A 13,278-nucleotide genomic window follows, 5' to 3' on the forward strand; every position below is an offset into this window, starting at 1 on the left:
CGGCTCCAAAAAACGTAGGAGTCGGCGGAGGCCTCGCGCAACCGTCTTCGGTAGGGGTCAGCTCTTCCGGGTACGCCGTTCCTCGCCCTTCTCCTCCAGTTGCCTGACGATCTCCCGCAGCGAACCGGCCAGCGCGGTGCAGTCCGCGGGGCTGAGCCGTTCGGTGACGAACGCTTCCTCCTGGTTGAACTCCGGGAAGAGCTCCCGCATCAGCCGATCCCCTTCCGGGGTCAGCGCGAGCAGCACCAAACGTCCGTCGACGGGATGTTTCCGCCGGGTGACCAGTCCGTGCGCCTCCAGGGTCTTCATGACCCCGGTGAGCGTCCCCTTGGTGATCCCGGACTCCGCGGCGACGTGCCTGGTCTCCTTCTCGCCGAAGATCCACACCACCCACAGCACCACGAACGCGGTCCAGGTGAGACCCGCGGTGCGCAGGACCGAATTCTCGAAATGCAGCCGGACGGCGGTCGCGGCGCGGTGGAGATTGGCCACCGCCTCCATCCGCTCCCACAGCAGCGGGATCCCGCCCAGTTTGGCCCGGACGGCGTTCTCGGTCTCGGCCAGTGTGTGATACCCGGTCAACAGCCACATCCTCACCGGCCCCGGAGGTACCAGCCCGGTGGGCACGCACCCCCGCGCACCCGCTCCGCAGATCGTATGCGGAACGGACGGGAGTCCACAGTGGTCTTTCCGGGGCTAGGCGGCGGACGCCAGCGGCTCCAGGAGATCTTGTCCTGTTTCGGACAATTCCGCGGGTATCCGGCTGCCGGGAACGCCACCGGCAGGCATCCGGATCAGCCCGGCGTGGGCGAGGCGGTGGGCCGTGCTCTGGTCGCTGCACGGCAGGCCGTCGACATAGAGGTCCGGCTCCAGGCTGATGGTGATTTCAGCCCGGCCCTGAGCCACGGCTCGCAGCATGGCCAGGGCCCGGCATGAGAGGTCTTCGGGGTCTTTCGCTGTCTCGTTCATTCGGGGTCACTCCTCTGAACTGGGAGTTTCCCGTCGGCCACGGTTCAAACATGTCACCGTTGGGGGACGGCCGCCCGATGCTCGGCGATGTCGCCGAACAGGTCACCCATCTCCTCCACGCGCTCAAGCACCTGCTCGGCGGTGAACAGCAGGTCCTCGGCCTTGCGGCAGGCTTCGACCTCCTCCCAGGTCACCGGCGTGGAGACGGTCGGGATGGCACGGCCCCGCAGCGAGTACGGCGCGATGGTGGTCTTGGCGGTGTTGTTCTGGCTCCAGTCGATGAACACGCGACCGGGGCGGATGGCCTTCGTCATCCTGGCGACCACGGTTTCCGGTGAGCGGCGCGCTAGTTCCTCCGCGACGGCCTTGGCGTACTCGGAGGTGCGTTCGCCGGACCGCGTGCGCACCGGGCAGTACAGCTGCATTCCCTTGTTGCCGCTCGTCTTCGCGTACACCGTGAGACCATCTCCGATGAGCAGGTCGCTGAGGGTCTCGGCCACCCGGCAGCAGTCGACGACGTCCGCGGGCGGCCCGGGATCGAGGTCGAACACCAGCAGATCAGGCGATTTCCGCGCGCCGCGGGGGCCGACCGTCCACTGTGGAATGTGCAGTTCCAACGCGGCGAGATTGGCCGCCCACATCAGGGTCGGCAGGTCGCCGACGACCGGGTAGTCGAGCGTCTCGTCCCCGCCACGGCGGCCGCGGTTGGTGAGCCGCGCCGTGCGCACCCAGTCGGGGGCGTGCCGGGAAACGTTCTTCTCGTAGAACGGTTCGCCGTCGACACCGTCGGGGAACCGGCGGAACGTGGCTGCGCGGTCGCGCAGATGGGGGAGCATGACGGGGGCTATCCGGCGGTAGTAGTCGAGGACCTCGCGTTTCGTGAAACCGTGCGCGGGGTAGAGCACCTTGTCCAGATTGGACAGGCCCAGCCGCCGCCCCTCGACCTCGACCGTTATCCGCTCCTCAGGCACCCTTCGACGATAGATCACCGGCGGGGTTTCCGGGGTACCGTGAGGCATGAGCACCGTGCCGGACGCGATCGCCCCGATGCTGGCGACCGACGGTGACCTGCCCACCGGCGGATGGGGCTACGAATACAAATGGGACGGCTACCGCTGCTGCCTGCGTGTCGCGCGGGACGGCGAGACGCGCCTGACCAGCCGCCGCGGCCTCGACGTCACGGCGACGTACCCGGACGTGACCGCTGAGGCGCTCAGCGGCCGCGAGGCCGTCCTCGACGGCGAGATCGTCGTCCTCGACGACCAGGGACGGCCCAGCTTCCCGCTGCTGCAAACGCGGCATCTGCGCACTCCGGACGAGTCGCTGCTGGAACGCAGCCCAGTGCACTTCTTCGCCTTCGACGTGCTGTTCCTCGACGGAGACGTCCTGCTCGACGAGCCGTACGAAGCCCGGCGCGAGATGCTGACGTCCCTGGGCGCAGGCGGCCGCATCGCCGTCCCGCCGGGGTACACCGACGGCGACATCTCCCCCGATCAGTTGCTCGAAGTCGTCCGGCAACACGGACTCGAAGGGCTGATCGCGAAGAAGCTCGACAGCCGGTACTACCCCGGCAAGCGGACCCGGCAGTGGATCAAACGGGCGCTGTGGCACACCCAAGAGGTCGTGATCGGCGGCTGGCGCCCCGGCGACGGACGGCGCTCGGGAACACTCGGCGCGCTGCTGCTGGGCGCGCACGACGACTCCGGCGGCCTTCGGTACATCGGCGACGTCGGGACCGGATTCAGCGACAAGGTCCTCGAAGACCTGCACGCCCGGCTCACCCCGCTGGAACGGAAGAAGCCACCGTTCGCTTCGGAGGTCCCCCGTGACCGGGCACGGCGGGTGCACTGGGTGGAGCCCGAACTCGTCGGAGAGGTAGTGCACCGGAACTGGACCCCGGACGGCCGTCTGCGGCACACGACCTGGCGAGGACTGCGGGCGGACAAGACGCCCGAGGACGTCAACCTTCCCTCCGCTGGATGAAGCGCAGCATGGTGCCGGAGGGGTCGAGGAAGGCACAGTCGCGGACTCCGCCGGGGCGGTCGATCGGTTCCTGCATCACTTCCGCGCCCGCGGCCTCGATGCGCTCGAAAGTGCCGTCGCAGTCGTCGGTCGCGAAGACGAGACGGCTCAGCAAGGCTTTGGACATCAGGTCTTCGATCGCGGACCGGTCCGCCGGTGAGACACCACGGTCGGCGCCGGGTGGTTCGAGGATGATCCGCACGTCCGGCTGCGAAGGCGGACCGACACTCACCGGCCCGTCGTTCCACACGGTGAAGCCGAGCACGTCACGGTAGAAGCCGAGCGCGCTGCCGAGATCGTGGACGACGAGTGTGCAGGAGGAGAACCGGAGGTCCATGCCGTCAGACTTCGCTGACTTTGGCGCTGAGAAAGGCGATGTCGAGGCCTCGGAGGCGCTCAGGGTCGGTGTCGATGTCGATCCGGGTGATCTTCCCGTTGCCGAAGCCGAACGTGAAGACGGCCTTCGCCTCGCCGCGATGTGACCAAACGGCCGACGGAACGCCGTCGACCAGGGCGAGCCGGGCCGCCTCGGCGCGTCCGGAGAAGAAGGCCGCCACCGCCTGGCCGCCGCGGACCTCGCCGACCACGGCGTCCGGGTCGAGCAGTTCGAGCAGGGCTTCGAAATCCCCGTTCCGGGCGGCGGCCAGGAATGCGGCGATGACCTCCCGCTTCGGGGATCGCGCGGCGTCGGTCTCGTCGGAGGCGGTCTGCACCCGGCGCCGCGCCCGGCTCGCGAGCTGCCGGGACGCGGCCGGGGAACGGCCCAGGACGGTGCCGATCTCGCCGAACGACACGGCGAACACGTCGTGCAGGACGAACGCGAGCCGCTCGGCGGGGGTCAGCTTGTCCAGCACCACCATCAGCGCGACACCGACCGAGTCGGCCAGCAACGCCTCGTCCTCCGGGTCCTCCTGGCCGGTGTCCGGCACAGCGGGCTCGGGCGGCAGCGCCCCGGCGGACTCCTCCCGCCTGGCGCGGCGGGATTCCAGCATGTTCAGACACACCCTGGCGACGACCGTGGTCAGCCAGCCCGCCGGATTCTCGATCTCGTCGGTGTCCGCGCGGCTGACCCGCAGCCACGCCTCCTGCACCGCGTCCTCGGCCTCCCCGGGTGAGCCGAGGATCCGGTAGGCCACCGCCCGCAAGCGGCTTTGGTGCTCGGCGAACCGCTCGCTCACCCAATCGTGCTCGGCCATCTGTCACATTCCTCCGTCCGGGTCTGTCACATCGAATGACCGGTGAACCCGTCTCGATGTGACATCGCCGGTCCGACCCCCTTTCGAGTCCACAGGAGAACATCATGAAAGCGCACGTCAGCTCGATCCTCCTCGGTGTCCAGGACCTGGCCAGGTCCAAGGCGTTCTACACGGAGGGACTCGGCTGGAAGATCAAGGACGACTACGGCGTCTCGGTGTTCTTCGAATCGGACGGCGGCTCGCGGGTCGGCTTCTACGGCCGCGAAGGACTGGCCGGTCAGGTGGGCACGAGCCCCGAAGGCAGCGGGTTCAGCGGGCTGGTCCTCACCTACGTCGTCCGCAGCGAAACCCGCGTCGACGAGGTCGTCGCGGAGGCGGAGAAGGCCGGCGCCACGATCCTGAAACCCGCGGGCGCCCTGCCGTGGGGCGGGTACGGCGGCACCTTCGCGGACCTGGACGGCTATATCTGGAGCATCGGCTACAGCGCGAAGGGCACGGATCAGCCGTACGCGGAGTGAACACCGCGTGAGCCTGGCCCCTCGTCCCGCGCGAGGGGCCAGGCTCACAGCGGCCGGATGGCGCCTGCCTGCTCGAGTCTGTCGCGGCGATCGAGGATCGCCTTGGTGACGGCCTCCGGGGTCAGCGCGCCCGGACCGTACTCGTGCGCGAGATCGATACCCAGTTGCACGGACGCCTGGTCGGCGGGATCGGTGGGATGGCCGTCCTTCCAATCGGCGGCGTTGGCGCCGGCGTGCAGGGTCCATTCGTCGATTCCGCCGACGGTGCCGACGTATCCGTAGTGGATGTTGGACCAGACGTCGTACCGGATCTGTCCCTGCAGCCCCGGCAGCGGGGTGAACGTGTTGTCCCCCGTGGTCATGTCCAGGATCCTGCCCTTGTGGTCCCACTGGGCGCCGGTGTTCACGAGGTCGTACCACTCCTTGAGCGCCTCGACCTTGTCACCGATCGAGGTGAAGGGATTCACCTTGTCCTGCAGGAGATCCCGGATGTTCCGGATATCCGTCGACTGCCCGTTGCGCACCATCTCGTCGGTGATGAACGCGAGAATGGCGTCGTATTCGGCGACCGGGTTCTCCGAAGGGTTCTGAGTGGTGACGCCCGAATCGAGACCGGTGACCGACGCGACGCCCGCGGTGAGCAGGTCCCGGACCGCGTTGGCCACGACGAGGACGAAATCGCGCCGTTCCCCTTCGTCCCGCATGTTCGCGTAGGGCTGCTCCCGGTCGTCAACCGTCGCGCGGATGGCCTGCTTCACTTGCGCGACCAGCGACGCGAAACGGCTGACGTGGTCGAACAGCTGCTGACAGCTCGTCCTGACGTTGGTGGTCGTGCGTATCGTGCCCTCGACGCGCTGCGCGAACATCTCGCCGGCCTTGTCCCGCCACGCGTCCCGAATGTCGTTCGGCTCGACCCGTACCGGCGTGAACGCCAGTGAGGCGTCACGCCAGGCGACCGCGAGCGCCTGGACCTTGTCCTCGTCGGTGTCGGGCCAGGCCATCGCGGGCTCCCGGCTCCCCCGGACCGCTTCGATCTCGGCTCTGACGGCCGCCCACAATCCGTGGGCGTTGTTCGGCGGCGGCACGACCATCCGGCCCTACTTCCCGAACCCGGAGGCGGCGTCCCGATCCGCCTGGGCGTAGGTCGCAGCGGAGATCTTCGCCCCGTAGCCGTCGGCCTGCCACAGCGCCGGGAGCGGATCGGTGTGACTCAGCACCGAGATCTCCGACGGCCGGTATTCGTCGAGGAAAGCCGTGCCGAGCGGGTCGACGCCGATCCCGGCCCGCTCGGTTTCGACGGTCCGCCGGAACTTGTCCCACTCGCGTTCCATGTCGTCGCCGATCGCGACGAGTTGTGCCCCGATCCGGTTCACCGTGGTGATATCCATGTCGACGGACATCGGCCCTCCCTTCCCTTCGGGTGATTCTCCGGCCGCTCGACGAGGACCGGGCCGTCGTGACCGGTACCGGTCAGACCGTGTCCCCGGCGTGTCAGCGCCGTGGCGGTCCGGTGTCAGGCCGGTCGGTGATCGTTGCTTTCACCAAGAGAGATCACCACCACCGAGGAGTTCGAGATGTCTGTTTTCCCCACGCCGGAGCCGATCACCGCCACGCTGACCATCGCCGGTGCCCGGGTGCGCGTCGCCGCGAGCGAGCGCCCGGACACGGTGGTGCTGGTCGAGCCGATCGACGCCGCGAGCAAGTCGGACGTGAAGGTCGCCGCGAACACCAAGGTCGGCTTCGACGACGGGAAGCTGTCGATCGAGACGAAGAAGGCGGGCGGCAAGGAAGGCTCGGTCGCGATCACCGTCGAGGTGCCCACCGGTTCGCGACTGGTGCTGAACACGGCTTGGTCGGACGTCACCGCCGAAGGGCAGTTCGGCGACTGCTCGCTGGAAATGTCGTCGGGCCGGGTCCACATCGACCACGTCACGGCGGTGCGCGGCGACCTCGCGGCCGGCGAGGTCACGATCGGGCACGTCGCCGGGACCGCGGACGTCGAAGGCGGCTCGGCCGGGGTGCGGATCGGCGAGGCAGGCGGCGTCGTCAAGTACTCGGGTGCGACCGGCAAGGTCTGGATCGGGCACGCCCGGTCCGACGTCGACCTCTCCGGTTCGAGCGGGAGTTTCGACATCGACCGCGCCGACGGCGACGTCGTCGCACAGGCCGCCAACTGCCCCATCCGCGTCGGACGGCTGTCGCGCGGTTCCGCCGAGCTGGCGAACGCGTCCGGCGGTATCGAGGTCGGCGTCGACGGGGACACCGCGTCGGTGGATGCCAAGAGCACCAAGGGTTCCGTGCGCAACTCCGTCGCCGAGGGCGGCGGCGTCAAGGTCCACGCGCGCACGCGACTCGACGACATCGTCATCCACCGCGCCGCGTGAGCCCGGTCCGAGGTGGTCGCAATCAGTCGGCTGATTGCGACCACCTTGCGCTTTGCGTTCGCTTAATGCACTTCTTCGCGTCTTCGCGCTTCTTCGCGACTTAAGCGTGCTTCGCTGCTTTAAGGTTGCTTCGCATCTGTCGTCACCGGTCCATTCGGAACACTTTTCTCCGCTGGGCCGTTTGGCCTAGCACAGGTGTTCGATTCGGAGTAATGTCGGTGTCGTGGCCAGCAACGATGCACCTCCAGGGACGTCCACCGAGTGGTGGCGCGTCGACACCGCGACGCTGCATGCCCGCAAACAAGAACTGGAAGTTCTGAAGCGTCGGGCGGATGCGGAGCAGAACGCTATTTTGGCGGAAATCAATTCCCGTGGGGTGCGTGGGCGCAGTGGTCATTCGACGTTGGCGGCGTTGATTTTCGAGGACTTCCTGGTGACGGACAAGGAAGCCAGTGCCCGGGCCGACCGGGTCCTGGCGCTGCATCCCGGCCCGGCCATCGGCGGTGAGGCTGAGCCTCCGCTGGCGCCGTTGACCGCCCAGGCCGCCGCTGAGGGTGCGATCGGCGGTAGCCAGATCGACGCGATCATCCGGACCCTGGCCCGGATTCCGTCCAGCGTGCTGGAGGAGGATGTGCGGGCCGGGGAGGCGATCTTGGTGGAGTTGGCGCGGCGGGCGGGGCCGCGGCAGATCGCCCGCGCCGGACGGCGCCTGCTGGACAAACTGGATCCGGACGGGAAAGAGCCTCGCAGCGAGGACCCGAAGGACGCCCGGCCGGAGTTGCGGTTCGTCAAGCACCGCGACGGCACCCTCGGCTTGAAAGGCACCCTCGACCTGGAAACCTATGCGCGGTTGAAGTCCGATCTGGATCCGATGGCCAAGCCTCATAAGGCGATCGACGGGGTGCGGGATTCCCGCAGCCAGGACGAGCGCTACGGAGATGCTTTCACCGACTATGTGCGGTTGAAGACCACCAGCCGCAACCTTCCGGGCCAAGCCGGCGAGGCGACCCACATTTTGGTCACCATGTCCTACGAGGACCTGATCAACGATCTCGGTGAGGCGCATTGGGATTTGGCCGGCCCGATCAGCGCCACCGACGCGAGGATCCTCGCGTGTGATGCGCGGGTGCGACCGGGTGTTCTCGGCACCGCGGGAGAACCGCTGGACATCGGCCGGTCGAAACGCACCGTGTCCCTGGCCCAGAAGTACGCGTTGACGATCCGCGATGGCGGCTGCGCGTTCCCGGGCTGCGACATGCCGGTGCCGCGCTGTACGGCCCATCACATCGTTTTCTTGCGTCATCACGGCGAGACGAAGATCGACAACCTCGTGCTGCTGTGCACGAAGCATCACCGGTTGATCCACCACAGCGAGTGGAAAGTCCAGATCGCCCAAGACGGACTTCCCGAATTCACCCCACCCGCCTACCTCGACCTCACCGGCACACCGAGACGCAACACCATGCGCCTCAGGACATAAGCCGACCCCAGCGAGAAACCGTCTAAGCTCGACGACAACTCACCTTGGAGTCGCGTGATGAAGCTGGCTTGGATGGCTGCCTCAACGGCCGCGACGTAGGCGGACTGCCCTCGGCCGATGGCCGGCGGATCCGGTTCGGCGCGTTTTTCCGATCGGACAGCCACGACCGGTTGACGACCGACGGAATCGCCGCGGTCCGCGGCGCGGGAATCGGTCGCATACTGGACCTCCGGTGGGCACGGGAGACCGTGTCGGGCCCCAGCCCGTTCGCCGGCGATCCCGTGTACCGCAACACTCCCCTGATCGCCGAATTGGCCGAGCAAGGCACCACCATGCCGGACGCCTACCGGACCATGCTCGACGAAAAACCGGCGCCGGATCACCGGCGTCTTCGTTCAGCTGGGTGACGCACCGCCCGGCCCGCTCGCGGTGCATTGCGGCGCGGGTCGCGACCGGACGGGTGTGCTCGTGGCACTCGCGTTGAGCGTCGCGGACGTACCACCCGCCTCGATCGCCGAGGATTACGCACGCACGGATGGTTGCAGCGGTGACACGATCCTCCGGACGCTGGCACATCTGAACGACCGTCACGGAGGCGTGCACGCGTACTTGCTGAAGGGCGGAGCGACCCACGCCCAGCTCGCGCAGGTGCGGAACCGCCTGCTTTCCTCTTGAGAGGTAAGACGAACGCGTCCCAGTACCCTCAGACCGCGAACCGCTCCAGCGCCGCCAGCTTCCACGCTCGTTTCACGTCGCTCGAGTGATGTCCCGAGTCGTCGTCGATCAGCAACTCCGCTCCTGGCCAGGCGCGGGCGAGTTCCCAGGCCGTGTCCACCGGGCAGCTCAGGTCCCGGCGGCCGTGGATCAGCACGCCGGGAATGTCCCGCAACAGACCGGCGTCGCGGATCAGCGCGCCGGGTTCCAGCCAGCCCGCGTGGGAGTAGTAGTGCGTGACGAGGCGCGCGAACGCGAGTTCCCACTCGCCGATCGGGCCATTGTGGACGGTCGCGCCGGGTTCCAGTGACAGCACGGTGTCCTCCCAGACGCACCAGGAGCGGGCGGCCTCGGTCCGCACCCGGGCGTCGGGATCTTCCATGAGCCGGGCATAGGCGGCGACCAGATCGCCGGTGAGATCACCGCGGAAGCGGGCCCATTCTTCGGGGAAGAACCGGCCGACGCCGTGATACAGCCAGTCGATCTCGGACGGCCGTGTCGTGCTGATCGAGCTGACGACGATCTCGGTGACCCGCTCCGGGAACCGTTCGGCGTAGGCGAGCGCGAGCGTCGTGCCCCACGAACCTCCGGTGACGAGCCAGCGTTCGATACCCAGATGCTTCCGCAGCCGTTCCATGTCGGCGACGAGATGATCCGTCGTGTTGTGCCGCAGGTCGGTCGCCGGGTCGCTCGCGTGCGGGGTGCTGCGGCCGCAACCGCGTTGATCGAACAGCACCGCGCGGTAGCGGGCCGGGTCGAACATCCGCCGCATGCTCGGCGTACAGCCCTGCCCAGGGCCGCCGTGCAGCATCACCGCCGGCTTCCCGGCCGGACTCCCGCAGGTCTCCCAATAGACGAGGTTGCCGTCACCTACATCGAGCAGTCCTTTGTCATACGGCTCGGCTGGGGGATACAGATCGATCATGAACCAAGGCTAGACCGTCAGTGAGACCCCGAAACACTTTCGCCGCAACGAAGTTCAGCACACCGGCCCTTTCCTCGCCGCGCCAGAGGAGGCAGATTCAGTGACACCGGCGAAACCACGGAACGGGGAACCATGTTCACCCTGGGTATGGAAGAAGAGTTCGTCCTGCTCGACCCGGTGGACGGCTCGGTCGCGTTGCGAGCCCCCGAACTACTCGCCGGCCTCGTCCCCGGGCCGGATGTCACCGGTGAGCTGATGCGGTTCCAGATCGAGACCGCGACCGGCGTCTGCCGCGGCCTGGACGAGGTGCGCTCGGAACTGACGCGGCTGCGGCAGATCGTCGCGACGGCGGCGCGGGCCGACGGTTGCCTGATGGTGGCGACGGGCATCCCGCCCTGCGGCCTGCGGGGAGACACGCTCACGCCCGAGCCCCGGTACCTGCGGATGGCACAGGCGTTCCCGGACCTGATCCGCGAGGCGGGGACCTGCGCCTGTCATGTGCACGTCGGTCTGCCGTCGCGGGATCTCGGCGCACGGGTTCTCGCCGGGCTGCGGCCGTGGCTCGCGCCGTTGCTGGCGCTCAGTGTCAACTCCCCGGTCGAAAACGGCATCGACTCCGGATGGTCGAGCAGGCGCTTCCCGCTCTGGGACCGGTGGCCGACGGCGCGACCACCCGACGAATGGTCCGGCGCGGCCGCGTACGACCGGAGCATCGGGGAGGCCGTGCGCCACGGCGCCGCCCTCGACTCGGCGGGGGTGTACTTCTATGCCCGCCTTTCCCCTCGATACCCCACGGTCGAGGTGCGGATCGCCGACGTCTGCCTGTCCGTCGACGACGCGGTGCTGCTCGCCGCGCTGGTGCGCGGACTGGTCGCCACCTGCGCGGCGACGACGAGACCGCCTCGCGCCCGCGGTGCACGGATCGGCGCGGCCTTGACGGCGGCCGCGCGCCGAGGGCTGGACGGGCCGGGCGTCGACGTCTTCACCGGCAGGGAGGCCGAGCAGCGTGATCTGCTCGGCGACCTCGTCGAGTTCGTCCGGCCGGCGCTCAGGGCCGCGGGCGACGCGGACGACGTCGAACGAGGATTGGAAGCGCTGTTCGACCACGGCACCGGCGCGGCCCGGCAACGCCGGTTGCTCGCGGAAGCGGCTTCCCCCGGCGAGTTCGCCGCGGAACTCGCCCACGCCACGATGACCGTCCCGGCCAGGTGAGGCGCCCCCGCGTCACAGCCAGCCGGACTCCCTGGCGATCCGCACCGCGTCGACCCGGTTGCGGGCGCTGAGCTTCGAAACGATCGTCGTCAGGTAATTCCGCACGGTACCGGCGGACAGGAACAGCTCGGCGGCGATCTCGGTCGGGTCGGAGCCGACCGACGCCAGCCGGAGCACCTCGATCTCGCGGGTGGTGAGCGGGCATTCCTCGCTGTCCCAGGCGGCGAGCGCCAGGTCGCCGTCGACGACGCGCCGCCCGGCGGCGACCCCTCGGACCGCGTTGGCGAGCCTGTCGGCGGGCGCGTCCTTGCGCAGGAAGCCGTTGACCTTCGCGGCCAGCGCCCGCCGCAGGGTTCCGGGGCTGCCGAGCGAGGTGAGGATCAGCGTGCGGACCCCGGGCAGCCGCTCATGCAGCTCGGCGGCCGCGGTGAGCCCGTCCTTGCCCGGCAGGTCGATGTCGATGAGCGCGACGTCGGGGCGCGTGGACTGGGCGAGCGGGAGGATCTCGTCGCCGCTCGCGCATTCGGCGACGACCTCGATATCGGCTTCCAAGCCGAGCAGCGCGACCAGTGCCCCCCGGACAATGTGCATGTCCTCGGCCACCAGGACCTTGATCATCGACCCCATCTGCCTTTCCGCCCGCGTCGCTCCCCCGACCGACGATACTATCCTCACATACCCGTTCCGCGAAATGGAAACCGGCCCTTGACCACCGAGGGGTGCGCGGTCAAGGGCCGGTTCTGTGTTGTCGCGGGAATACGTTCTTCGCACCACGCCAACACGGTCGGGGGGTTCCGACGTGAATGCGTTGCCAGGAATTCTGCGGCCACCCGGCGCGGGGATCCAGTGCGCGCACCATTGCCGGACCGTGGTTTTCGCATGGGCCTGCCGAGGTACGGATGACCGTGAAATTTTCATGTCGCCGCGCACATGAATTCATATCGGACGATGAATCAAGCACTTCAGGAGTAGCGGTCGCGAACAGTAGTGTCGAAACCGCAAACAACCCAGAAATCCTCGAGCGAAAGGACGGCACAATGGATGAGACTGTCCGGCGAGCCGTGGAGCGAGCCATTGGGGCCATGCACGAGAAACTGGGCGAAGAGCTCACTATCGACGACATCGCCCGCGCCGCGACCTTCAGCAAATTCCATTTCAGCAGGGTGTTCCAGCAGGCCACCGGCGTCTCTCCCGGCCGGTTCCTGTCCGCGCTGCGGCTCGACGAGGCCAAACGCCTGCTGCTGACGACCTCGATCTCGGTCGCCGACATCAGCCACCGCGTCGGCTACAACGGTGTCGGCACCTTCAGCACGCGGTTCAGCAACCGCGTGGGCCTCTCTCCCTCGGCGTACCGCCGGCAGGCTGGTTTCCAGCACCGCCTGGCGGGCGAACCCCTTCCCGGCGCGAAGCCGGCGATGGTCCGCGGTTTCGTGTCCGCGCCGCCGGAGATCTCACCCGGCCTCGTGTTCGTCGGTCTCTTCCCGACCCGCATTCCCGAGGGCGCGCCCGTGCGGCACACGGTCATCGACGTCCCCGGCCCCTATCAGCTGACCGACGTCCCGGAAGGCACCTGGCACCTCGTCGCGCACTGCGTGACCGGGCCGCTCACGCGCCGCGGCTCCGGGCTCACCGGGCACCACGGGCCGATCACCGTGGAGCCGGGTGTCACCGCGCGGCTGGCGGACCTGCGGGTGCGCCCCAAGCACCTGTTCGACCCGCCGGTCCTGCTCGCGCTCCCCGATCTGCGGCACCGGCCGGAGCCGGTCAGGCGGGCGGCCTGACCCTCACCCGCATGTCAGGAAAGGGTCGTTCAAGACGCAGGACGTCTTGAACGACCCTTTCCTGACGTCCACACCGA

Annotated in this window: 17 protein-coding genes; 8 read left to right on the plus strand and 9 right to left on the minus strand. The window is 68.4% G+C overall.

Features of this window, described 5'->3' with window-relative positions; all coding sequences use genetic code 11:
• Window positions 1-57: 57 nt before the first annotated feature.
• The 3 genes from AC069H_RS11875 to ligD (AC069H_RS11885) all read right to left on the minus strand — a co-directional run bounded on the left by AC069H_RS11875 (window position 58) and on the right by ligD (AC069H_RS11885) (window position 1,940).
• Window positions 58-591, minus strand: coding sequence for a MarR family winged helix-turn-helix transcriptional regulator (locus AC069H_RS11875; RefSeq protein ID WP_478232278.1), 534 nt, complete (start codon window positions 589-591; stop codon window positions 58-60).
• 105 nt (window positions 592-696) lie between these two features.
• Window positions 697-969 carry a hypothetical protein gene (locus AC069H_RS11880; protein ID WP_478232224.1) on the minus strand — a complete coding sequence of 91 codons (273 nt, stop codon included), beginning with the start codon at window positions 967-969 and terminating at the stop codon, window positions 697-699.
• A gap of 53 nt (window positions 970-1,022) precedes the next feature.
• Window positions 1,023-1,940, minus strand: coding sequence for a non-homologous end-joining DNA ligase (ligD, locus tag AC069H_RS11885; protein WP_478232225.1), 918 nt, complete (start codon window positions 1,938-1,940; stop codon window positions 1,023-1,025).
• A 46-nt stretch (window positions 1,941-1,986) separates the two neighbouring features.
• On the opposite strand from ligD (AC069H_RS11885), the gene ligD (AC069H_RS11890) reads away from it, so the two are divergent.
• Window positions 1,987-2,952: a non-homologous end-joining DNA ligase gene (gene ligD / locus AC069H_RS11890; RefSeq protein ID WP_478232226.1), complete on the plus strand. Its 966-nt coding sequence runs from the start codon at window positions 1,987-1,989 to the stop codon at window positions 2,950-2,952.
• Here ligD (AC069H_RS11890) and AC069H_RS11895 read toward each other — a convergent pair.
• Both AC069H_RS11895 and AC069H_RS11900 read right to left on the minus strand, forming a co-directional pair.
• Window positions 2,930-3,328 carry a VOC family protein gene (locus AC069H_RS11895; protein ID WP_478232227.1) on the minus strand — a complete coding sequence of 133 codons (399 nt, stop codon included), beginning with the start codon at window positions 3,326-3,328 and terminating at the stop codon, window positions 2,930-2,932. The genes ligD (AC069H_RS11890) and AC069H_RS11895 overlap by 23 nt on opposite strands.
• A 4-nt stretch (window positions 3,329-3,332) precedes the next feature.
• Complete coding sequence (locus tag AC069H_RS11900) at window positions 3,333-4,187, minus strand: sigma-70 family RNA polymerase sigma factor (protein WP_478229195.1); 855 nt, start codon at window positions 4,185-4,187, stop codon at window positions 3,333-3,335.
• Window positions 4,188-4,291: 104 nt separating this feature from the next.
• Here AC069H_RS11900 and AC069H_RS11905 point away from each other — a divergent pair, with 104 nt between their 5' ends.
• Complete coding sequence (locus AC069H_RS11905) at window positions 4,292-4,705, plus strand: VOC family protein (RefSeq protein ID WP_478232228.1); 414 nt, start codon at window positions 4,292-4,294, stop codon at window positions 4,703-4,705.
• A 44-nt stretch (window positions 4,706-4,749) separates the two neighbouring features.
• On the opposite strand, the gene AC069H_RS11910 is transcribed toward AC069H_RS11905, so the two are convergent.
• Window positions 4,750-5,796, minus strand: a complete 1,047-nt coding sequence (locus AC069H_RS11910; RefSeq protein ID WP_478232229.1) for a WXG100-like domain-containing protein — start codon at window positions 5,794-5,796, stop codon at window positions 4,750-4,752.
• Window positions 5,797-5,802: 6 nt separating this feature from the next.
• Complete coding sequence (locus AC069H_RS11915; protein ID WP_478232230.1) at window positions 5,803-6,105, minus strand: hypothetical protein; 303 nt, start codon at window positions 6,103-6,105, stop codon at window positions 5,803-5,805.
• A 174-nt stretch (window positions 6,106-6,279) separates the two neighbouring features.
• Here AC069H_RS11915 and AC069H_RS11920 point away from each other — a divergent pair, with 174 nt between their 5' ends.
• From AC069H_RS11920 to AC069H_RS11935, 4 genes are all read left to right on the plus strand, one after another.
• On the plus strand, window positions 6,280-7,089 hold the full coding sequence (locus tag AC069H_RS11920; RefSeq protein ID WP_478232231.1) for a DUF4097 family beta strand repeat-containing protein: 810 nt from the start codon (window positions 6,280-6,282) through the stop codon (window positions 7,087-7,089).
• 223 nt (window positions 7,090-7,312) lie between these two features.
• Window positions 7,313-8,569 carry an HNH endonuclease signature motif containing protein gene (locus AC069H_RS11925; RefSeq protein WP_478232232.1) on the plus strand — a complete coding sequence of 419 codons (1,257 nt, stop codon included), beginning with the start codon at window positions 7,313-7,315 and terminating at the stop codon, window positions 8,567-8,569.
• A 68-nt stretch (window positions 8,570-8,637) separates the two neighbouring features.
• A complete protein-coding gene (locus AC069H_RS11930) occupies window positions 8,638-8,976 on the plus strand; it encodes a tyrosine-protein phosphatase (RefSeq protein WP_478232233.1) in 339 nt (112 codons plus the stop codon).
• Window positions 8,969-9,244, plus strand: a complete 276-nt coding sequence (locus tag AC069H_RS11935) for a tyrosine-protein phosphatase (RefSeq protein ID WP_478232279.1) — start codon at window positions 8,969-8,971, stop codon at window positions 9,242-9,244. Before AC069H_RS11930 ends, AC069H_RS11935 begins: the two co-directional genes overlap by 8 nt.
• A gap of 28 nt (window positions 9,245-9,272) precedes the next feature.
• Here the strand turns inward: AC069H_RS11935 and pip are convergent, their stop codons facing one another.
• On the minus strand, window positions 9,273-10,208 hold the full coding sequence (pip, locus tag AC069H_RS11940; protein ID WP_478232234.1) for a prolyl aminopeptidase: 936 nt from the start codon (window positions 10,206-10,208) through the stop codon (window positions 9,273-9,275).
• 132 nt (window positions 10,209-10,340) lie between these two features.
• Between pip and AC069H_RS11945 the strand changes: the two genes are divergently transcribed.
• Window positions 10,341-11,420 carry a carboxylate-amine ligase gene (locus AC069H_RS11945; protein WP_478232235.1) on the plus strand — a complete coding sequence of 360 codons (1,080 nt, stop codon included), beginning with the start codon at window positions 10,341-10,343 and terminating at the stop codon, window positions 11,418-11,420.
• 12 nt (window positions 11,421-11,432) lie between these two features.
• Here the strand turns inward: AC069H_RS11945 and AC069H_RS11950 are convergent, their stop codons facing one another.
• Entirely contained in the window at window positions 11,433-12,038 is a 606-nt protein-coding gene (locus tag AC069H_RS11950; protein ID WP_378444891.1) for a response regulator transcription factor, read from the minus strand.
• Between the two features lie 464 nt (window positions 12,039-12,502).
• Between AC069H_RS11950 and AC069H_RS11955 the strand changes: the two genes are divergently transcribed.
• Window positions 12,503-13,201, plus strand: coding sequence for an AraC family transcriptional regulator (locus AC069H_RS11955; RefSeq protein WP_478232280.1), 699 nt, complete (start codon window positions 12,503-12,505; stop codon window positions 13,199-13,201).
• Window positions 13,202-13,278 lie beyond the last annotated feature (77 nt).

The organism is Amycolatopsis sp. NPDC043887 (assembly GCF_056435665.1).